The organism is Hoyosella altamirensis (genome assembly GCF_014191505.1).
GTDB classification, from domain to species: Bacteria; Actinomycetota; Actinomycetes; order Mycobacteriales; family Mycobacteriaceae; genus Hoyosella; species Hoyosella altamirensis.
Window position 1 is genome coordinate 1,151,603 of the sequence record NZ_JACHWS010000001.1, and the last position, 18,825, is coordinate 1,170,427.

Genomic DNA, 18,825 nt, shown 5'->3' on the forward strand with positions numbered 1-18,825 from the left:
CTCAGCTAGGTCACTGGAACAGACTCGTGTTTCGGCGCGCCCACTCCGCAAATGTCATCGCTGGTCTGCCCGTGAGTTCTTCGACGAGCTGATTTGCCTGCTGGGGTGCGTCGATGAGTTCCGCGTGGATATCGACGTACCACTCAGCCTGGTCGCCCATTGCGGGGATGAGGTTCGCGATTGCTTCCTCGCGGGATACTTCGATGAACGGAATCTCCCGGCCGAGTGCCTCGCCGATCTGTCGCACCATCTCGCGTCTCGTGAGTGTTTCAGGCCCGGTCAGCTCGTAGGCCTTGCCGATGTGCCCGTCTTCGGTCAGTGTGCGGGCGGCCACGGCGGCGATGTCCTCCACGGCGATCGGTGCGTTCGCGGCGTCGGGGAACGCGTCGCGAACCGCGCCGGTGGTCTTGATCTGATCAGCCCAGATCTCGGTGTTCCACATGAATTCGCCCGGACCGAGGTGCGTCCATGGCACGCCCGAATTTTCCACTGCTTCCTCGACTGGACGCCACCAGCCGCCGCCAGCTAGGTCGACGATGTGTTCCACACCTGCCTCCCGCGCCATCGCCGTAACGGCACCGGCAGTCTCGACCACTGGCGCGAGATACATCCGTTCCACACCAGCTAGCGCCCGGGTGAGTGTTTCGGGGCGGCCCACGTAACCCTTCGCGATGTCGACGCCTTCGGGCAGTAGAGCTTTCGCTGGGTTCGCGGTCAGTGCGCGGATGTCAGTCGCGCCCAGTTCAAGGAGTTCATCGACGACGAGCCGCCCGATGTTCGCTGTGGCACCCGTAACCAGAATGGTCATAAAGGTTATCGCTTTCTCGTATGACGTACGGAAGACCTTTTATCGTATGGTATACGAAAATGGAGTGAAGGAGTACCGACCGTGACCATCTACAGCGGCTCAGCGGACCCCGATCGTGTGCTTCCACTGCTCTGGCGTCATGCGGCGGGGACCGATGCCGCTGCGCCGACGGCAGGGCGCAAGCCGGGTCTCACGATTGACGCGGTGGTAGCGGCGGGGATAGGTGTGGCCGACGCCCTTGGCCTCGAAGCGCTTTCGATGAGCCGTGTGGCTGGACAGCTCGGAGTCGGCACGATGACGCTGTACACGTATGTGCCGTCGAAGGGGGAACTTCTCGACTTGATGGTGGACAGCGTGCTCGCCACGGCGGAATGGCCATCGGCGGAAGGGCCATGGCGCTGTCAGGTGACGAGATACGCAGATGTGGTGCGTGGCATGTACCGGCGGCACGTGTGGCTTGGGCAGGTGTCCACGGTGCGCCCGCCGATCGGCCCGGGAATGCTCGGCGAGAGTGAATATGTCTTGTCGGCCCTCGCTGACTTGAGTCTCCCACCTCGGGAGCGGACTGCGGCTGCGCACGCCATCACGATGCTCGCGCATGCCATCGGGCGCGAGGAAGCTGAGGCTGCATATCTGGAACGAGTCACCGGGCAAAGCAATGATGCCTGGTGGGGTGACCGGATGGAGCTGTGGGAAAAGTACTTCGAGCCTGAGCGCCACCCCGCAATGACGGCAGCTTGGGAGGGCGGTGGCTACGACGAGACAACCACAAGCCAGACGTCGCACGCCGCCGAGTTCGCACTGAAGTGCTTGTTGGACGGACTCGGCGGTGCCAGTGATGAGGCCAATCAGTCGTCGTGAGTGAGTTCAACTCCGGTGAACTCGGTTTGGGCGCCAGTCGCCAGCGCGGGCGCGCCACCCTCATCGCCATGGCGCAAGAACGTCGGCGGGTCAAGTGTCACTCGCAAGCTGTAGGTGCCCTCGTCGGGAACCGTGAAATTGTTCGCGTAGTGGAAGAACTCCGAGTAGAAGAAGTTCAGGCGTTTGCTGTCGACGACATCGCCTGACTCGGTGACGACGTCAACCGTGATCGGCACGTAAGGGACGATCCGGCCTGTTGATGCTTCACGCGGAACGATCTCGATATGGTGTGTCTCAGAACCCGTGGGCGGCCGGAACGCTTGCTGGCCATCGCGCTCCTCAAACCATGGCTCTGCGTGTTCGACGATGTAAGCAATGTCCCATTCGTCAACAGTGACCTGACCGCCATGCTCCGCGACCTCCTCCGCAAGAGTCTCATACTGCGCGACGACCCCCTCGGGAACGGTTGCGGCCTCATCACTGCTGCAGCCTGAAATTGTGAAAACCGCTGACATAGCTGTGATTCCTGTGAGCAAGGTACGACCGCGCATAAGGACGCCTCCATGAAAGTGAATCTCGCGAATGCGGTGATCATGGCAGATTTCCGTGCAGGGTGGGGAACTACCACCCCTGTGGTGGGTTCTATGGCTGGCCTTTCGCGGCGACGATCGAAGCATGCCCGGAGTTCTGGGCGCGAACGGGTGAGTGAGAGGTCGTTACATGTCGGTCGGGCTGCTTGCGGACATTCACGCTGAACTCGAAATAGAAACACAGCGTGGCAATGTCGACGAAGTCACCCTGTTCACTTTCCGTCCTTGGCGGAACGAATACCTGGAACTCGATTCCCGCCCAATCCCTTGATCAAATGTGACCTGTATCACATACAATGTTTGTATGGCTACCTAAGTAGGGTGCCATCAATTCGATTTGGGAACGGGCCGGGCGCTCGTGTCGCGTACGACGCGCGGCCCGGGAGGAGGCGTCATGAAATCCGCGATCAAGCGGGTCGCGGCGGGCCTGTTCGCTGCTGCTTTCGTCACGGCAGCCACGGTTGTCGGCGGGACAGCAACCGTGCAGGCTAATCCAGTTCCGGTGGCACATGAAACGTGCAATGCGAACCCGGTATTCGGAACTGCCGCGTACTCACAATGTTTCGGCCCCAACGTGATGCATCGCGTCAGGGTGACGTGCTGGGCATGGTGGGCACCATGGACCACGTACGACCGGCACGGCCCACATGTGTGGGGCTTCCAGCAGTCGTGGACGAGCTGTGATGTGCCATTCACGCTGCGGAGCTGGCACGTCGAAGCGCAACACAGGTGAGCGTTCTATGAGGTAGTGCGGTAGGCGACGCGGCGCAGGTCGGGGTGGCGGTCAAGATACTGCGCAAACGTCACTTCGCCTAACGCATTGCCAGGGCTCAGATGGTAACCCTCCGAGTATCCGCGGAAGATAGCGCCCGGCAGAGAAAAGGGCACTATTCGGCGTTTTCTGCCAGCGGCAGACACGTACGCATGCGCGAGGTCCGTAGCCGACTCGACGCGCGGCCCGCCGATTTCAATATCTCCCTCCTCTGGGCTCGATGCCGCGACAAACGCAAGGCGCGCAGCGACGTCACCCGCATCAATAGGCTGAAAGCGAATGTTCGGTACGAGCATTACTGGTGACTTTGCCGACGCCGCGAAAACCGCACGCAGTAGGTCATGAAACTGTGTGGCGCGAACGATTGTCACGGGCAAACCGGATTGTTTGAACACCTCCTCGGCGCGCAGCTTCTGTTTGTAGTAGGGCAGCGGAATTCGGTCCACGCCGACAATCGACACGTAGACAACGTGTGAAACCGCCGTTCGCTGAGCTGCCTCGGTGAGCGTGTGAGCAAGCTTTTCCTCGGTATGGCGACCAAAACCCGTCGCGCAATGAAGGACCGTTTTCGCGCCTGCCATCGCGCGATCCAGGCCTGCTCCGGTACGCAGATCTCCCTGAATCCACTCGAAGTGTTTCTGCTGCGAAGACCTTCGCTTCCGGCTGACGCCCCGAACGTTGTGTCCCCGGGCAAGGAGCCGGGCGACAACTTCGCGCCCGAGCGTCCCTGAAGCACCGGTGACGAGTACGTCCATTAGAGGTACACCATCTCGGCTTTGCCGTGCGTCAACGGGCGCGTCCCGTTTTCCTCGATCACGAAAGTCTGGCTCAGACCGACACCCCCCAGCCCGATGGAACGGAAAGACCCTGGCATGTGGAAAACCATTCCGGCTTCCAATGGCTCAGGGTTATCGATCGTGATGTTGAACGGGGCTCCATCCATCCAGTGGGGTGGATGAGCAAGGCCGACGGGGTAGCCGTACAGCTCGTGGAACACCACGCCGTCGGGGAGCGGGCCGAGAGCCTTCGTCACCTGCTCAGCAACGTCTCTGCACGCCACGCCTGCGCGCGCAGTCTCCAGTACAGCGGCGACGCAGGTTTCGGAGAGATTTGCCAGTGTCTTCACCAGGGCGGAAGGCTCGCCACGGCAAACCGAACGCATGATCGGGGCGTGGTACCGATGGTGAGTTCCCGCGAACTCGAGGAACGTTGAACCATCGACCAGCGGGAGGTTACGCCACGTCGAGTGCGGAATACCGGCCCGCTTGCCCGTCGCCACGACAACTTGCCATGCGGAACGCGAGGTGGCCCGCTCGACTAGACCGGCACTGATCGCTGCGGCAACCTGCGCGTCCGTGGCTCCGGGCGCCGCGGCGGCCGCAATGCCAGCCTCCACGCCACGCTGAGTGGATTCCGCTGCCTTTTCCACCGCGCTGATCTCGGCAGGTGACATCACGAGCCGTACTGTGTCGGTAATGTCCGCTCCCGTCGCCACTGAAACGGATGCGCCACGGAGGCCGTCGACGATAGCAATCGGAGTGCGAGAGTCCGTTCCTACCCGTGCGGTGGTACCGACCTGATGGGCGACGTGATCCCCGACGTTCGCGTACGCGAGATGGGCGACGGCGTACCTGAAATACCGCACCTCTGGAGCGCACGAGCTTGCGACAGCCCGGCCAACTTCGAAATCGGGAACGAACAGTACGAGGTCTGAGCCCGTCACGAGGACTGGCTGCGGAATGGTCTCAGCGGAAAAGTAGCCGCACAGGTATTCCACCGCGGCGGGCCGTGAGACAACTAATGCGTCAAGCCCCGCGCCGGCCATCGCAGCGCGTACTCGGCTGAGTCGCTGCTCGTACTCGGCCGCCGGGAAGGAAGGTTCTTCAGCACCGGACACAGCGGACAAACGGTCGGGATCGGATAGCCAAGGGGGAGTCGCACACTCACCCAGGGGCAGCAGGTTTGGAACTGGGCTCATGCCCCGACCCTACGCGCACTCAGCCCGCCTGGTTAGCTAACTCTTGACGCGTGAGAGGAGTCATTAATGTCTCAGCCTGATCAGCGCACCGTCACCGCGGCGCTCTTCGAACAATGGTCCACACTCGACGCCCTGCTCAGCGAACTCACCGAGGACCAGTGGCTCACACCGACCGCACTTCCTGGCTGGACGGTTCACGATGTTGTTTCACACATCATTGGTACGGAGTCGCTGCTACTCGGCGAACGAGCCCCGAAGACCGACACGAACGTCAAGGACCTCGAGCACGTCCACAACGACATCGGTGCGCTCAACGAAAGATGGGTTTTGCACTTGCGCGCGCATACCCCGCCCGAGATGCTGCAGATATTCCGGGAGGTCACTGGACGTCGACGCGAGTTCCTCTCGAGCCTGACTGACGCGCAATGGAACGAAGAGACGATCGGTCCGGTAGGTCCCACAACTGTGGGTGGGTTCATGCTTATTCGCTTGTTTGACTGCTGGGTGCATGAGCTCGATATTCGTGATGCAGTCGGCATTCCCGGCGACGAAGGTGGGGTGCGAGGCGACCTATCAATGCAGGTGATATCCGGGGCGATCGGCTTCGCTGTCGGGAAGAGGGCACAAGCACCTGCGGGATCCAGGATTGTGCTCGAGTTGACAGGCCCGCTCGCCCGCACGTTTAAAGTGGCGGTAGAGGGCCGAGCCCATCTCGTCGAGTCCTTTGACGCGGATCCAACAGTGCATTTGCGGCTTGCTTCTGGCTTGTTCGTTCGGCTTGCGGGCGGACGTGTGAATGCCCAGGACAATTGGGAGAACATCGAGTCCACGGGAGACTCCGAGCTCGGGCGCCGTATCGCGGAGAACCTCACCTTCACGATATGAGCCGCCCTGCGCCGAGCCTGGGTGCTTTTCTGCGGGTACGTCCAAAGGGTACGTTTTCGAAGAGATTCTGTACGTTCTGCACCTGCTCGTCTAAAAGCATGTCCGGCTGAAGAGCCGGAAGGAGCCAGAATGACTAAGCAAGCGCTGGTGCAGCGCCGGACACTGCTCGTCCTGGTCATTGCTCAGGTGCTGAGTGGGGCTGGCCTCGCTGCCGGGATCACCGTGGGTGCGCTGCTCGCGGAAGATGTTCTGGGCTCGACGAGTCTCGCGGGTGTTCCGGCTGCACTATTCACTGTCGGCGCGGCCGGGGCTGCGTACGCGGTTGGGCAGATCTCGCAGCGCCGGGGCCGGCGAGCTGGTCTCGCAAGCGGCTATGCGGCGGGTGCGATCGGCAGCGGCGGTGTCGTCATCGCAGCGGTGGCTGAATCCCTGCCACTGCTCACACTCTCCCTCCTGATTTACGGCTCAGGCCTCGCTACCAATCTGCAGGCGCGGTACGCGGGCGCTGACCTCGCTGAACCGGCACGGCGGGGGAGCGCGATCAGCATCGTGATGGTCGCTACCACGGCAGGCGCGGTGGCAGGGCCGAACACAGTTACGCTCTCGGGCGACATCGCGTCGCATTGGGGGATACCGCCGCTTGCGGGCCCGTTCATGCTGGCCACATTGGCGTACGGGCTTGCGTCGCTTGTGCTCTACGTGGGGCTGCGCCCCGACCCGCTGCTTCTCGCCCGCGAAATAGCGGCCGCTGCGCCTCAGACAGCAGAAACAGGCGCGATGCGCGCACCGCGACTGCTCGCTTCAGGCGCGGCGGTGATGACGATGACGCAACTCGTCATGATCGCCATCATGACCATGACGCCGATCCACATGCTCCATCACGGCCACAGCCTTGGCGCTGCGGGGATAGTGATCGCGGTTCATGTCGCGGCGATGTACCTGCCGTCACCTGTCTCGGGAATGCTTGTGGACCGGTTCGGTGCACGCCTTGTCGCCGTGGCTGCAGGCGTCACCTTGATCGCGGCCGGCGGGACCGCTGCCACGAGCGAGTCGGTACCGGGACTGATCGCGGCACTTGCGCTGCTCGGGCTGGGCTGGAACCTCGGACTCATCAGCGGCACCACAATGATCACAAACGCGGCGCCGATTCAGCAGCGCGCCCGCATCCAAGGTGGTGTGGATCTCGGAATTGCACTAGCAGGAGCAGGCGGGGGATTCGCTTCCGGATTCATAGTCGCATCCACGTCGTATTCAGTGCTTGCCCTCACGGGCGCGATTATCGCCGCATGCATCGTTCCACTACTGGCATTTCGTTCAGTTGCAGACAAGAATCACAGTGAACGAAAAGTGACTAATAGGCACAAGTAGGTCCGCCTGACAGGAGCTGGGAAAATGTCATTTGTACACACAGAACGCCGCGGCCGCGTCCTCACCGTCACGCTGACAAATCCACCGCTGAATTTCCTGACCGGATCGATTATGGATGAGCTCTACGAGCTTTTCCTTTCCCTAGATAAAGATCACTCCGTTGGTGCGGTGGTTCTGACCAGTGGGGTCAAGGATGTATTCATTTCGCATTACGATGTCGGGGAAATCTTGCACGGAGTTGAAGCCGCAGGCGTGGAACTACCGGCGGCAGTAGCCGGGAGTGTGCTGCGCGCGCAGTCAGCGATCGAGCACGTTCCAGGAGCACGGCAATTGATGGGCCGCACACCGGCGCAGGGCACGCAGTCGTTGCTGCGGTATCACCAGACGTGCGCGCTGATGCAGCGGCTCAACAAGGTGTTCATCGCCGCGATCAACGGCCGTGCGCTTGGCGGTGGATCCGAACTCGCACTCGCCTGCGACATCCGCATCATGGCTGACGGCCCATACCAGATCGGGCAGCCAGAAATCTGTGTCGGAATCATTCCCGGCGGCGGTGGCACTCAGCGTCTTCCGCGGGCAGTGGGGCACGCACGGGCCCTCGAAATCATGCTGGAAGGCCGTCCGCTCAGCCCCGATGAGGCCCGAGAGATCGGATATGTCCACCACCTCGTTGAGCCGGAACGGCTCCTTGAATTCGCCGCCGAGACAGCCGAACGCCTGGCCCGCCGGTCACCGGCAGCCGTGAAGGCAATCAAACATGCGGTGTACGGGGATCCCTCGCTCGCAAGCGGATTACACCGTGAGCGTGCGGAATTCGTTGCAGCCGGGTCGACGAAAGAAGCACGCGCGGCCATGCGCGCCTATCTCGAGTTCCTCGACCAACTCGAGGAACGCGGCGAAGACATAAGCGAAGAAAACTTCGCACCCTGGATTGAAGGAACCGCATTCGACTTCACGGGGTGACGGCATGACCACCCCTTGGGTGGGTATTTCGTGGCGCAGATCTCTCAGAGGATAACGGTGGGTCCAAAAAGGGCCCACCACACCGGAAGAGGGAGAACACCATGAGCATCGAAGTTATGGCGCGGTCGTTGATCGAGGCGGCAGACACGGACGTAATGGAGCGCGTGATCGTGGAGGACGCGGCCTTCGAGTCATTCGCCAGCGAGTACGCGACGATGTCGTCGCGACCGCTGTACGGCTGCAAGGGGTGCCACGGCGGCTGAGGAACCACACCGATGACGACCCCCGCTATGCCGCTTCTGCTCCGCGCGAAGCGCCCTGTCACAGAACTGCACCCACACTCCCGGGACTTCCAGGCGCGTGTGGGCCACCCACAGCGACAGTCCTCCCACGCTGGCCACCCGCCAGCATGCGTGCTCACCCTGACGCGAACAGCGGACCAGGAAATAGACGCATTGTCCCTACAGCTTGCTGCCCAGGGGATCCCACTGGTCCGCATTGACGCGGATCGGTGCACCCAGGCAGAAACGCTCTGGGATCCGGTCACGGGCACGCTGCACTGGGAGGGGAACACGTTTCGGCCTGTAGTGTGCTGGCGCAGATATTTCGACGCGCAGGCAATGAGGCTGCAGGGCACCGGCAGGCATAGCGCGGGACGTCTCGAAACGCACTACATGCGGGACCAATGGTCCGCATGGGGTCACGCGATGGCGGCGAGCGTAGTGCGGCGCATCAATCATTCAGCGGGGTCCAGCCCGCCCGATCGGATCAGTCAGCTACGGGCGGCGCGCTCAGCCGGACTGCGTATACCCGCTACCGCCGTAACATCGGTGCCGGCCAGCGCTCTCAAAGCGATTGCTGGTGAGGGTGATCTCTTAGTCAAGAGTCTGGGGCACCACGCGGTCGAGTCCGCACCGGGACAGCTGCACGGCGTATATCCGGAACGGTTGCGCCGCGACGCGATACGTACGTACACCTCGCCGGAGCTGGCGCCGGTCCTGGTTCAGGAATTCGTCGAAGCCGACAGAGAACTCCGTGTCTACATCATCGGGGCTCAGATGGTTGCGTATGCGGTCACCCGGCCAGCACCAGAGGCGCTGTGGACAACGCCAGATTCCATCTTCGTCGAGGAGTGCACTATCCCCGCCGCCATCGAAGTCGCGCTATGGAGAGTAGCTAACCAATTCGGTCTCGAAATGGCAGCGTTCGACCTGCTCGACGCTCCAGGCGGACCCGTCTTTCTGGAAGTCAACACCCATTCAGATTGGCTCTGGGCGGAGCGAAAAGCGAAGTCTGATGCGGTATCCCGCGCTGTCCACACGATGGTTAAAGACCTCTTCGAGGCACACGACACCGCACCCGAGGGGAGCACGACACATGCCTGAGATCAAAACCGCGGACCACGCCGTGATGTTCACCCAGGATGGGAAAATCGTGTGGGACGACTACGTCAACCACCGACAGTTCGCACTCACGGACGAGAGCTTGCGGATCGTCCGCTGGTTTGGGGTGTGGCGTGAACTCGAATCGATCGGTACGCGCGGCTCGCTCGATCATGCGATAGCGTCACGTCTCCTCGAGGAAGGTGTACTTGTCGAGTACGGTTCAGATCAGCACGTTCGCGAGGAGCAGCTGACCAAGGAATGGGGTCGCTGGGGCAGAGGGCCCGAGTACCAGCATTTCTCCGCGCGCACGACAACGGACGCACGCTTTTATAGCGTGATCGAAGACGAGATGATGTCTGTGGACCGCGCGCTGAGCGATCCACCGCCTTCGCCCTGGCGTACCTTCGACGATGCGCCGGTGGTCCCGGTGGCGCAGCGCCGCCCGGATGATTCAGCTTGGATGCGGCCCCGTTTGGTAGATGCTCTGTACGGTCGGCGTTCGGTGCGCCAATTCACTCAAGATGCGGCACCATTGGAGCAGCTAGGCATCGTTGCGCAATTGGCTGTGGGCGCTGTCGAGGTGATTGACCATCCCGCGTTAGGTCAAGTCGTGCTGAAAACCAGCCCATCGGCTGGCGCTCGAAGCCCTATCGAGCTTTACCTCTACAGCCGCAACGTCGATGGGCTCGACGAGGGGCTCTACCATTTCGCCGCGCACCGGGGCGGCTTCGAACGCATTGGCGCCAAAGTTGCTGCCAGCGAAATGCGGGCGGCTGTGGGAGACCAGCCATGGCTCAGCGAGTGTGCCGCTCTGTTCGTCTACACCGCTGTGCTGGAGCGGACATCATGGAGGTACGCTTCGGCGCGCGCGTACCGCGACATACTCATCGAAGTCGGTCACATCAGTCAGACGGTGCTGGTATCCGCATCCGCCCTAGGGCTCGGAGCGGTGACCGCCACCGCAGTCCGTGACGAACTGCTCGAACGGATGATCGGGGCTGATCCTGCCGCGGAACCAGTTCTCGGGGTCACCGCACTGGGAATTCCATTGGAGAGCGCTTAACCGTGGCCACACAAACCGGTGCGCGCGCGGGTTCGCGACGAGACTTCACCCTGCTGTGGACGGGGCAGGCAGTCTCCGAGCTCGGGAGCCGTGGTTACGGAATCGCGATCATGCTGTGGGTACTCGCTATGACGGGTTCGCCAGCGATCGTGGGGATGACGGCAACTGTCACGATGGCTTCGTTCGCGCTGTTCAATGTGCCCGCGGGATGGATTGTTGACCACGCGGACCGTAAACGCACGATGGTGGGAGCTGATCTGCTCGGTGCGGGGGCCGCGACAACGCTTGCCGCCACTGTTTCCGCCAACTCGTTTGTTCTCGCCCACATCCTTACTGTCGGTGCAGTGCTTGGCGCCGCCTGGTGTGTTCGCGGTTTAGCAGAAGAAGCCGCCCTCCCACACGTTGTTGGTGACGGCGAACTTACGCGCGCTGTCAGTCTGGTGGAGGGCCGCGGTTATGCGGCAGGGCTGGCCGGCCCGCCCCTCGCCACAGCGCTGTACGCGATGGCGCCGGTGCTGCCGTTCGCCGCGCATGCCGTCTCATTTGTGACTGCTGCGTCTACGGCGTCAGCGGTGAAATCTCCACTGCGAACGGCAAGCCTCGAAGACTCTCATGTTCAGGCATCGCTGGGCGACGGGTTCAGGTTCGTGTGGCGGGATCCTTTTCTCCGGCCCGCCGCTTTGATCGGCGCGCTCTCCGTATTGGTCACAAATGGCGCCGGCCTCGTCCTGATCGTCATCCTGACAAATACGGGGGCGGCGGTGGTGGCGGTGGGGTTCGCTCTTGCCGCAGCCTATGGTGCCGGGATCGGTGGCAGCCTGATGGTGCCGCGGCTGCAGCGGCACCATTCAGCTCATGTACTGCTCAGTGTCTCGCTTCTCGCTGGTGCCATCGCCCTGGCGATGATGGTGATGGGTGATCCAGTTGCAGCAACCGTGGGCTACTCGCTCCTGCTGGCCGCCCAGCCGCTATGGCAGGTGACCGTCTCCGCAACAATGCTAGAAGTAACGCCCGATGAGCTTCGCGGCCGTGCTGGCGGCGCGCTCGGCCTGGTGGCTACCGTACCTGCGGTATTCGCACCGCTTTGTGCGGGCATTCTGGCGGTATCGCTGGGCGTCGCGACTACTGTCTCGCTTCTGACTGCCGCACTGCTCGCCGGTTTCCTCTTCACCTTGCGAGCCCGAGGCTTGCGTGCCGTACCGAGCTACTTGCTGGGCCGGGATCGCAGTTCGTTCAGCACCAGACCGTAAAGGAGGTGGTCGGCAGCGAGCGCCGCCCGTTCGGGTGGCGGGCGCTTCCGGCGTAGCCGGATTCCGAAGACCGGTTCGAGTATCACCTCGAACGCTGCCCACAGCGCTAAACCGTACGCCGGACCCATCCACCGGGACTGTCGGATCGGCGGAGGCAGTGCACCGAAGAATGCGCCGCCAGCGGCTCCGTATCCCCAGTGCGCTAAGACGAGAAGCGAGTCAGCTGCCGGGTCGGGCAGCCGGTCCACTAGATGCGGAACCTCCTGGTCGGCGATCATTTCCGGTGGAGTTTCCTTGACGATGCCCGCCTTAGTGCTGAGTGCCCGCATCCCGGTCATACTCATAGCCGCGACTACCCCTCGTACGGCCGCGTGTACGGAATCGGTGCGATTGAAGGTGAGAACGCGCATGGGAATGCGGTACCCCAGCAACCTGGCGGGCAAACGTGACGGCTACGCGCTCGAAGCTGGCATCCGGGCGCGATACCTGGAAGCTTCACTCAGGCGCGCTGGTGGCTTCTCGTCTTCGGTGCGCTTGTACGGTCCGGGCTTGGGGCGGGGCTTCCCGCCCGGGAATGCGAGCCGGAAGATAGTGCGATGTACAACGCCCCATTGGTGCCCGAAGCGCCCGGTGTTGTAGGGGAGTTCGTAGCGTTCGCAGATCTCTTTGACCTTCGGCGCGATCTCGGCGTATCGCGTGCTCGGCATGTCCGGGTACAGATGGTGCTCGACCTGATATCCCAGGTTGCCACTCATGACGTGGAATAGTGGAGTGCCTTCGATGTTGGCGGCGCCCACGAGCTGGCGCAGGTACCACTCGCCGCGGCTTTCGTTCTCCGTTTCTTCCTGAGTGAAGGTGTATGTCTGGTCAGGGAAGTGACCGCAGAAGATGATCGCGTGGCTCCACACATTCCGGATCAGGTTTGCTGTCGCATTGGCAGCCAGAGTGGCAACGAACGCGCGCTTCGCCACAGGGAGGACCGCGTCGGCTGCGCCGATCAGCCTGTTGAGTGTGCGGCGCTTCGACGAACCGGGCAGCAGCTGCCGGATCGGTTCGCTCTTGGGCTTCACCATGCGGCCCTGCGAGGCGGTCTGAGCGGCGCCGACGGCCAGTGCGGACACGAGCGGCCAGCCAATATAGTCTTTGATGATCTGTGCGCGTGCTTTACCTGAGATTCCCTTGAGGTCCTCCCACACTTCGCTCAGAGGCTTCTCGCGCCGCCGAATTGCTTCGATATCCATGTCGTGAACTGCGACGCCCCACTCGAAAAGCGCCGTCAAGGCGAGGTTGTACAGCGGTTGGAGCAGGTACCCCGGATGCCAGGGCTGTTTCGGGTCTATCCGCATGATCTCGTAACCGAGATCTTTGTCCTTGCCGATGATGTTGGTATAGGTGTGGTGAATGTAGTTGTGTGAATGCTTCCAGGCGTGAGCGGTCGAGGCCGTGTCCCAGTCCCAGGTCGACGAGTGGATGTCCGGATCGTTCATCCAGTCCCACTGACCATGCATCACGTTGTGCCCGATCTCCATGTTCTCGAGGATCTTCGCCGTGCCCAGGCAAGCGGTCCCCGCGATCCAGCTGGTGCGGCTGAGCGAGGCCAGGAGGAGAACCCGCCCTGCTACAGCGAGCTGGCGCTGCGCTGAGATGACAGTCTTGATGTAGCGCCGGTCGCGCTCACCGAGGTCGTTGTAGACCTCCTCATGGATCCGGTCGAACTCTTTCTCCAGCTCCAGAATCTGATCTTCAGTCAGATGGGCGAATGGTGATTTCGTGTTCATTGTCGGAATGCTCCTTTCGAGGTGCTTCACAGACTGATGGCGATGTCACCTTCAGCGGTGTTGACGCACGTGCGGATCGTTTCGCCTTTGCTGCCGCCGACTTCGCCGCTCCGCAGGTCACGGATCTGACCGGACAGCAGTGTGCCGACGCATGTATGGCACACCCCGATGCGGCAGCCGTAGGGCATTTTCACTCCGGCTTCCTCGCCGACCTCCAGAATTGGCGTTTCGCCGTCGCATTCGGCCGTCACTTTGCTATGTGTGAGGTGAACCTTCCCGCCCGCTCCGCCCTTGCCTTGGCCGCCAATTACCGGCTGGAAACGCTCATAGTGAATGTGGTCTGATAGTCCATTTTCTTCAAAGTGATCGAGAAAGGAATCGGTCATTTCCCCTGGGCCTGAACAGAAGGTCTCCCGTTCGCGCCAGTCAGGGCAGACGTCGTCCAGCTGGTCAACGGTGAATTGCTGGTCGTGTTCAGTTATCCGGAGGTGCAGTCTGAATCCGGGATAGCGATCATCGAGATCTTTCAGCACATCCGCGAACATCACTTCGTCCGCTTTGTGCGCCGAATGAACGATCACGACGTCGTTGACCTCTTCCCGGTGGTCGAGGCTGCGCAACATGCTCATGATGGGCGTGATCCCACTGCCAGCGCTGATAAACAGCATCTTCTCCGGCAGCGGATCTGGAAGCGTGAATACGCCCTCGATCTCACCGAGGCGCACGATCGTACCGGGGGTAATCCGACGGACGAGATACGGCGACACGGTTCCGGACTCGACGACCTTGGGTGAGACGCTGACCAGGCCATCTTCTGGATCCGGATCGGATGTCAGGGAGTAGGCCCTCCAATGAAACCTGCCATTAATAAGCACACCGAGCCTGATGTACTGCCCTGGCTTGTGTCCCGGCCAGTTGAAGCCGGGCATGATCGAAACGGTAACTGCCTGACTGCCCTGCCATTCGATCTTTTCCACGCGGCCCCGCAGTTCTTTCGTCGTCCACAGGGGGTTAATTAGTTCGAGATAGTCGTCAGGCAATAATGGAGTGAAGAGGTGCCGCACTGCCTTGAGTGCGCGGCGGCGGACAGGATGCACCTCGGGTTCTGCGCCTCGCTCAGCCATTGCCACATCATAAAAGCCTTGATTGTCGCAGGCAACATATATCGAGAATCTGTAAGTAATTCTCAGGAAAGTAAAGAATGGTTACAGCTCACCTAATGATGAATAGTACCCATTTCATCAATAAATTAAACATGCAGTTTTCAAGATCTTTTTAGGGCGTCAATTCCGTAGGTTTCCACACACGCGAGGGCGAGTTCAACCTCAAGGCGGCGCTCAGCAAGTGCGTCCCCGAGTAACGCCTGCGCCTGCTCCACGCGATAGCGAACGGTGTTTTTGTGCACCTGCAACTGACGCGCTGCCCGCGCGGGACTGCTGCCCGCGAGGAAATAGGCGCGCAGAGTTTCGCGTAAACGAGCCGTAGTGTCATCATCCGAAGAGAGTTCTCCCAGCTCCCGTTGGACGAATGTACGCAGCGCATCCCGATCGAGCCCCATGAGGTACGGGATCTGAACCTCGTCGTAACGGGTGAACCGTGCACTCCCGAAACGCGCGGCCGCGACCCGGTTCGCAGCGATCGCCTCACGGTGGCTGGCAACAAACCCCGCGACGCCGCGCATTGGGGTTCCGACCGCCGCGCTAAGGTGCGCAGGCCACGCGCTGATCAGGGCGAGGGCGTCAAGGTCCGGCGACTCGACAGTTGCGATCCACGCCCACAATCCGCGAGCTCCGGACGCCACGGTGAGTGCCCGCGCTGCCCCGAGAGCACGAGCGATCGCCTGCGCTGCGGCTTCCAATTGCGGGAGGATGTCAGTTCCAGGGTCATCCTGGTCGGTCCAGAGCACCGCTGCTGTGTGGTGGCGCCGTAACGGATAGTCGAGCTGGGCGGAGGCGTCGTCGACGGGAAGCTTCTCGCCACGCAAGAGGCCGTGGACAGTTTCAGCACGGCGGGCGAGCGCGCCGCGCATCAGCGCTTCACGTTCCTTGGTGTACGTGGAGAGCAGCACGTCGGTGGACAGCTCTAGCCAGCGCATCGCGAGACCCCACAAGTCGACTATGGCGGCGAGTTTCAGCTCTGGATCGACTGGGATCTCTTGCACGATCTCGTTGAGAAGTGTGAGCGCGGTGGTGCGGCCGGTGCCATATATTTTGAGCAATATCTGCACGTCCATGCCGCGCCGGGCGACAGTGCGGGCTAAGGCAACAGCTTCGGGAGGCGGCTGATACTCGGCGCTCGGTGTTGTCGCCGTCGCCATGAATGTCCTGAGCTGGGCGACAGTGCTGGCGTGCAAATCGCGGCGAAACTCATCATCGTCAGCGAGTTCGGGCAACCGCAGCATGATCTCATCGTTGACGCGCTGCGTGAAGTACTCGAGCATGCTCGGCTGCAGGGCGTCGGCGGTCACCCGCGCGATCCACTGGTCGATTTCGCTATCACGTTCGGCCATTTCCCTCACCGTCTCGCGCCGCGACCAATTCCGTTTGTATCCAGAGTACAAAACTTGCCGGAAAGTCCGGCCTCCCAACCCGAGATTCTGGACGCTGCTAAAGCGCACACTGGAAGGCACCGCGTCTCGCGGTGCCGCAGCACGCTGTACGAACCTGGGAGAGAGTTCATGAGCACACCACTGGCAGGCCGGGTAGTTGCAATCACCGGAGGCGCGCGTGGGATCGGTTACGCCACCGCGAAACATTTGATCGCGCAGGGCGCAAAGGTCGCGATTGGCGATATCGACGAAGCCCAGCTGAAGACCGCGGCGGATGATCTCGGTACTGTCGCCCACAAGCGTCTCGACGTCACCGATGCGGAATCATTCAAAGAATTCTTCGCCTTCGTTGAAGCTCAGGCTGGCCCTGTGGACGTGCTGATCAACAACGCGGGAATAATGCCGGTTGGCTTAGTGATAGATGAGGACGAAACGATCGTCCGGCGGATGTTCGAAATCAACGTCTTCGGTGTGATCACCGGAACCAAGATCGCACTGCGAAGCATGCTTCCGCACGGAGCCGGTCAGATCATCAACATTGCATCTCTGGCGGGCGAAATGACATTCCCGGGTCTCGCCTCCTACTGCGGGACCAAACATGCAGTTCTCGGCTTCAGTGATTCCGTCCGCAAAGAGGTCCGCGGTTCTGGCGTGACAGTATCGTGCATCTTGCCGACGATCACCAACACTCAACTCGCATCGGGCGCCAAGGGGATCCGTGGCATCAGGACAGCAGAACCGGAGGAGATCGCCGCAGCGATAGCGCGCGTCATCGAGAAGCCGGTCCCGCGTACCCGAGTGACCGGGCTCGCTGGTTCGCTCGTACGCGCGCAGCACTTCTTTCCGCATGGGTTTTATGAGCGCATTGGCCGTCTCCTCGGCGCCGACACCCAATTCGTGACGGACCTCGACGTCACAGCGCGTCGCGACTATGAAGACCGCGCCCGCCACAGCTGAACGCCTCAATTTCACTACACGGCGGCAGTATCTGTCGCCAGTACTAAGGGAGTACGCCTGTAATGCCAGCACCAGCCCCACAGACATTTGAGCGCCTCGCTGATCTCGCTGCGATCCCAGCGGGCAGTGAGCGCGAGACACGTCCGGTCGTCGAAGTCTTCACCGGCCAGACAATGGCGAAAGTCGCGGTCGCAACCGCGGCTGACGCCCGCGAGGCGATTGACAACGCTCGCGCGGCGCAGTCCGCGTGGGCGCAGAGATCCGTCAAGGAACGGACCGAGATCTTCCACCGCTACTACAAGCTCGTACTCGATAACCGTGAATCACTCATGGACATGTCCCAGGCTGAGACCGGCAAAGCCAGAGTCTCAGCGCTCGAGGAAGTTCTCGACATTGCGCTCAACGCACGGTATTACGCGCGCACGGCGCGGAAGCTGCTCGAGCCGCGCGCGGCACAAGGCATGCTCCCCGGACTGACAAAGACAGTCGTCCGGCATCAGCCGAAGGGCGTCGTCGGCGTGATCTCGCCGTGGAACTATCCGATGACACTCGCAGTGTCGGACGCGATTCCCGCGCTGATCGCGGGTAACGCCGTAGTAGTCAAACCGGATAGCAACACGCCCTATTGCGCGCTGGCATGCGCCGAACTTCTCTACGAAGCGGGTCTTCCGCGTGAACTCTTCGCGGTTGTCCCAGGTCCGGGCTCCGTGGTGGGAACTGAGATCATCGAGCACACTGACTACATCATGTTCACTGGTTCAACCGCGACCGGCCAGGCGCTCGCCAAGAAGGCAGCGGCACGCCTCGTCGGTTTCTCCGCTGAACTCGGCGGCAAGAACGCCATGATTGTCGCTGAGGGTGCAGACCTGCTCAAAGTTGCGGAAGGCGCAACCCGCGCATGCTTCTCCAACTCGGGACAGTTGTGCGTGTCAATCGAGCGGATCTACGTCGAGAAGTCAATTGCGGCCGATTTCACCGCGGTTTTCCGGGACAAAGTTGCAGCCATGGATATCGGCGCGGGATACAAGTTTGGCCCGGCGATGGGAAGTCTCGTTTCGCTCGACCAGCTCGAGACCGTCAGGGCACACGTAGAAGATGCCGTCGCGAAGGGCGCGACAGTAGTTGCTGGCGGGCAGCCCCGCCCCGACCTGGGGCCGTGCTTCTTCGAGCCCACGGTCCTCACCGATGTGACACCCGATATGCGATGCGCTCAGGAAGAAACCTTCGGGCCTCTTGTGTCGATCTATGCAGTCGATTCTGTGGATGAAGCGATCGAGCGCGCTAACGACACCGAGTACGGGCTCAACGCCAGCGTGTGGGCGGCCACCACAGCCGAGGGCGAAGCGATCGCCGCTCGTGTACGTGCAGGGACCGTGAACGTGAACGAGGGGTACGGTCCGGCATTCGGCAGCACGGATGCCCCGATGGGTGGCATGGGCGCATCAGGAATGGGGCGCCGGCACGGCGCAGAAGGCCTGCTGAAGTACACCGAACCGCAGACCATTGCGACGCAGCGGGTGCTCAACCTCGGGGGGCCGTCCTTCCTGCCACTGAAGGTGTGGGCGCCGATTCTGCCCTACGGCATTAAGGCCCTGAAGTTCTTGCCGGGGCGGTAATGA

General features: G+C 61.7%; 20 protein-coding genes. 12 read left to right on the forward strand and 8 right to left on the reverse strand.

Translation table 11 applies throughout. From position 1 onward, the window contains the following. Positions 1 to 10 precede the first annotated feature (10 nt). On the reverse strand, positions 11 to 808 hold the full coding sequence (locus FHU29_RS05555; RefSeq protein ID WP_064440902.1) for an NAD(P)H-binding protein: 798 nt from the start codon (positions 806 to 808) through the stop codon (positions 11 to 13). A gap of 81 nt (positions 809 to 889) precedes the next feature. Between FHU29_RS05555 and FHU29_RS05560 the strand changes: the two genes are divergently transcribed. Further along, positions 890 to 1,669: a TetR/AcrR family transcriptional regulator gene (locus FHU29_RS05560; RefSeq protein WP_064440901.1), complete on the forward strand. Its 780-nt coding sequence runs from the start codon at positions 890 to 892 to the stop codon at positions 1,667 to 1,669. On the opposite strand, the gene FHU29_RS05565 is transcribed toward FHU29_RS05560, so the two are convergent. Then, a complete protein-coding gene (locus FHU29_RS05565) occupies positions 1,657 to 2,184 on the reverse strand; it encodes an iron transporter (RefSeq protein WP_232322989.1) in 528 nt (175 codons plus the stop codon). The two genes, FHU29_RS05560 and FHU29_RS05565, sit on opposite strands and share 13 nt — an antisense overlap. A gap of 205 nt (positions 2,185 to 2,389) precedes the next feature. Between FHU29_RS05565 and FHU29_RS05570 the strand changes: the two genes are divergently transcribed. Both FHU29_RS05570 and FHU29_RS05575 read left to right on the forward strand, forming a co-directional pair. Next, entirely contained in the window at positions 2,390 to 2,530 is a 141-nt protein-coding gene (locus FHU29_RS05570) for a hypothetical protein (protein ID WP_157095184.1), read from the forward strand. Between the two features lie 123 nt (positions 2,531 to 2,653). Continuing rightward, positions 2,654 to 2,992, forward strand: a complete 339-nt coding sequence (locus tag FHU29_RS05575; protein WP_064440899.1) for a hypothetical protein — start codon at positions 2,654 to 2,656, stop codon at positions 2,990 to 2,992. 5 nt (positions 2,993 to 2,997) lie between these two features. Here FHU29_RS05575 and FHU29_RS05580 read toward each other — a convergent pair whose 3' ends face one another. Together FHU29_RS05580 and FHU29_RS05585 are read right to left on the reverse strand one after the other, a co-directional pair. Then, positions 2,998 to 3,786, reverse strand: coding sequence for an SDR family oxidoreductase (locus FHU29_RS05580; RefSeq protein WP_064440898.1), 789 nt, complete (start codon positions 3,784 to 3,786; stop codon positions 2,998 to 3,000). Continuing rightward, on the reverse strand, positions 3,786 to 5,009 hold the full coding sequence (locus FHU29_RS05585) for a M24 family metallopeptidase (RefSeq protein ID WP_232322988.1): 1,224 nt from the start codon (positions 5,007 to 5,009) through the stop codon (positions 3,786 to 3,788). Before FHU29_RS05585 ends, FHU29_RS05580 begins: the two co-directional genes overlap by 1 nt. 66 nt (positions 5,010 to 5,075) lie before the next feature. Between FHU29_RS05585 and FHU29_RS05590 the strand changes: the two genes are divergently transcribed. The 7 genes from FHU29_RS05590 to FHU29_RS05620 all read left to right on the forward strand — a co-directional run bounded on the left by FHU29_RS05590 (position 5,076) and on the right by FHU29_RS05620 (position 11,923). Then, entirely contained in the window at positions 5,076 to 5,894 is an 819-nt protein-coding gene (locus FHU29_RS05590) for a maleylpyruvate isomerase family mycothiol-dependent enzyme (RefSeq protein WP_064440897.1), read from the forward strand. Positions 5,895 to 6,023: 129 nt separating this feature from the next. Continuing rightward, positions 6,024 to 7,262: an MFS transporter gene (locus FHU29_RS05595; RefSeq protein WP_064440896.1), complete on the forward strand. Its 1,239-nt coding sequence runs from the start codon at positions 6,024 to 6,026 to the stop codon at positions 7,260 to 7,262. 24 nt (positions 7,263 to 7,286) lie between these two features. Further along, positions 7,287 to 8,225 (forward strand): enoyl-CoA hydratase/isomerase family protein, encoded by a 939-nt coding sequence (locus FHU29_RS05600; protein ID WP_064440895.1) that lies wholly within the window; start codon positions 7,287 to 7,289, stop codon positions 8,223 to 8,225. Positions 8,226 to 8,326: 101 nt separating this feature from the next. After that, positions 8,327 to 8,488, forward strand: a complete 162-nt coding sequence (locus FHU29_RS05605; protein ID WP_157095182.1) for a hypothetical protein — start codon at positions 8,327 to 8,329, stop codon at positions 8,486 to 8,488. A gap of 12 nt (positions 8,489 to 8,500) precedes the next feature. Further along, positions 8,501 to 9,610 carry an ATP-grasp domain-containing protein gene (locus FHU29_RS05610; protein ID WP_064440894.1) on the forward strand — a complete coding sequence of 370 codons (1,110 nt, stop codon included), beginning with the start codon at positions 8,501 to 8,503 and terminating at the stop codon, positions 9,608 to 9,610. Beyond that, the gene (locus FHU29_RS05615; protein ID WP_064440893.1) at positions 9,603 to 10,673 is read left to right on the forward strand and encodes a SagB/ThcOx family dehydrogenase; all 1,071 of its coding nucleotides are present in this window, start codon (positions 9,603 to 9,605) and stop codon (positions 10,671 to 10,673) included. Before FHU29_RS05610 ends, FHU29_RS05615 begins: the two co-directional genes overlap by 8 nt. Positions 10,674 to 10,675: 2 nt before the next feature. Next, complete coding sequence (locus FHU29_RS05620; protein WP_064440892.1) at positions 10,676 to 11,923, forward strand: MFS transporter; 1,248 nt, start codon at positions 10,676 to 10,678, stop codon at positions 11,921 to 11,923. Here the strand turns inward: FHU29_RS05620 and FHU29_RS05625 are convergent. From FHU29_RS05625 to FHU29_RS05640, 4 genes are all read right to left on the reverse strand, one after another. Further along, positions 11,878 to 12,333, reverse strand: a complete 456-nt coding sequence (locus FHU29_RS05625) for a hypothetical protein (protein WP_064440891.1) — start codon at positions 12,331 to 12,333, stop codon at positions 11,878 to 11,880. The two genes, FHU29_RS05620 and FHU29_RS05625, sit on opposite strands and share 46 nt — an antisense overlap. Positions 12,334 to 12,375: 42 nt before the next feature. Continuing rightward, the gene (locus FHU29_RS05630) at positions 12,376 to 13,701 is read right to left on the reverse strand and encodes a fatty acid desaturase family protein (protein ID WP_064440890.1); all 1,326 of its coding nucleotides are present in this window, start codon (positions 13,699 to 13,701) and stop codon (positions 12,376 to 12,378) included. A 26-nt stretch (positions 13,702 to 13,727) separates the two neighbouring features. Then, positions 13,728 to 14,825 carry a ferredoxin reductase gene (locus tag FHU29_RS05635; protein ID WP_064440889.1) on the reverse strand — a complete coding sequence of 366 codons (1,098 nt, stop codon included), beginning with the start codon at positions 14,823 to 14,825 and terminating at the stop codon, positions 13,728 to 13,730. 140 nt (positions 14,826 to 14,965) lie between these two features. Further along, complete coding sequence (locus tag FHU29_RS05640; protein ID WP_064440888.1) at positions 14,966 to 16,210, reverse strand: PucR family transcriptional regulator; 1,245 nt, start codon at positions 16,208 to 16,210, stop codon at positions 14,966 to 14,968. 168 nt (positions 16,211 to 16,378) lie between these two features. On the opposite strand from FHU29_RS05640, the gene FHU29_RS05645 reads away from it, so the two are divergent. Together FHU29_RS05645 and FHU29_RS05650 are read left to right on the forward strand one after the other, a co-directional pair. Beyond that, positions 16,379 to 17,206: an SDR family oxidoreductase gene (locus FHU29_RS05645; RefSeq protein ID WP_064440887.1), complete on the forward strand. Its 828-nt coding sequence runs from the start codon at positions 16,379 to 16,381 to the stop codon at positions 17,204 to 17,206. A gap of 62 nt (positions 17,207 to 17,268) precedes the next feature. After that, a complete protein-coding gene (locus FHU29_RS05650) occupies positions 17,269 to 18,822 on the forward strand; it encodes a succinic semialdehyde dehydrogenase (RefSeq protein WP_064440886.1) in 1,554 nt (517 codons plus the stop codon). Positions 18,823 to 18,825: the final 3 nt, after the last annotated feature.

Coding starts and splice junctions, on each gene's coding strand:
- FHU29_RS05555 (WP_064440902.1), bottom strand. CDS start 808: ATGACCATTCTGGTTACGGGTGCCACAGCGAACATCGGGCGGCTCGTC.
- FHU29_RS05565 (WP_232322989.1), bottom strand. CDS start 2,184: ATGTCAGCGGTTTTCACAATTTCAGGCTGCAGCAGTGATGAGGCCGCA.
- FHU29_RS05570 (WP_157095184.1), top strand. CDS start 2,390: ATGTCGGTCGGGCTGCTTGCGGACATTCACGCTGAACTCGAAATAGAA.
- FHU29_RS05575 (WP_064440899.1), top strand. CDS start 2,654: ATGAAATCCGCGATCAAGCGGGTCGCGGCGGGCCTGTTCGCTGCTGCT.
- FHU29_RS05580 (WP_064440898.1), bottom strand. CDS start 3,786: ATGGACGTACTCGTCACCGGTGCTTCAGGGACGCTCGGGCGCGAAGTT.
- FHU29_RS05585 (WP_232322988.1), bottom strand. CDS start 5,009: ATGAGCCCAGTTCCAAACCTGCTGCCCCTGGGTGAGTGTGCGACTCCC.
- FHU29_RS05590 (WP_064440897.1), top strand. CDS start 5,076: ATGTCTCAGCCTGATCAGCGCACCGTCACCGCGGCGCTCTTCGAACAA.
- FHU29_RS05595 (WP_064440896.1), top strand. CDS start 6,024: ATGACTAAGCAAGCGCTGGTGCAGCGCCGGACACTGCTCGTCCTGGTC.
- FHU29_RS05600 (WP_064440895.1), top strand. CDS start 7,287: ATGTCATTTGTACACACAGAACGCCGCGGCCGCGTCCTCACCGTCACG.
- FHU29_RS05605 (WP_157095182.1), top strand. CDS start 8,327: ATGAGCATCGAAGTTATGGCGCGGTCGTTGATCGAGGCGGCAGACACG.
- FHU29_RS05610 (WP_064440894.1), top strand. CDS start 8,501: ATGACGACCCCCGCTATGCCGCTTCTGCTCCGCGCGAAGCGCCCTGTC.
- FHU29_RS05615 (WP_064440893.1), top strand. CDS start 9,603: ATGCCTGAGATCAAAACCGCGGACCACGCCGTGATGTTCACCCAGGAT.
- FHU29_RS05625 (WP_064440891.1), bottom strand. CDS start 12,333: ATGCGCGTTCTCACCTTCAATCGCACCGATTCCGTACACGCGGCCGTA.
- FHU29_RS05630 (WP_064440890.1), bottom strand. CDS start 13,701: ATGAACACGAAATCACCATTCGCCCATCTGACTGAAGATCAGATTCTG.
- FHU29_RS05635 (WP_064440889.1), bottom strand. CDS start 14,825: ATGGCTGAGCGAGGCGCAGAACCCGAGGTGCATCCTGTCCGCCGCCGC.
- FHU29_RS05640 (WP_064440888.1), bottom strand. CDS start 16,210: ATGGCCGAACGTGATAGCGAAATCGACCAGTGGATCGCGCGGGTGACC.
- FHU29_RS05645 (WP_064440887.1), top strand. CDS start 16,379: ATGAGCACACCACTGGCAGGCCGGGTAGTTGCAATCACCGGAGGCGCG.
- FHU29_RS05650 (WP_064440886.1), top strand. CDS start 17,269: ATGCCAGCACCAGCCCCACAGACATTTGAGCGCCTCGCTGATCTCGCT.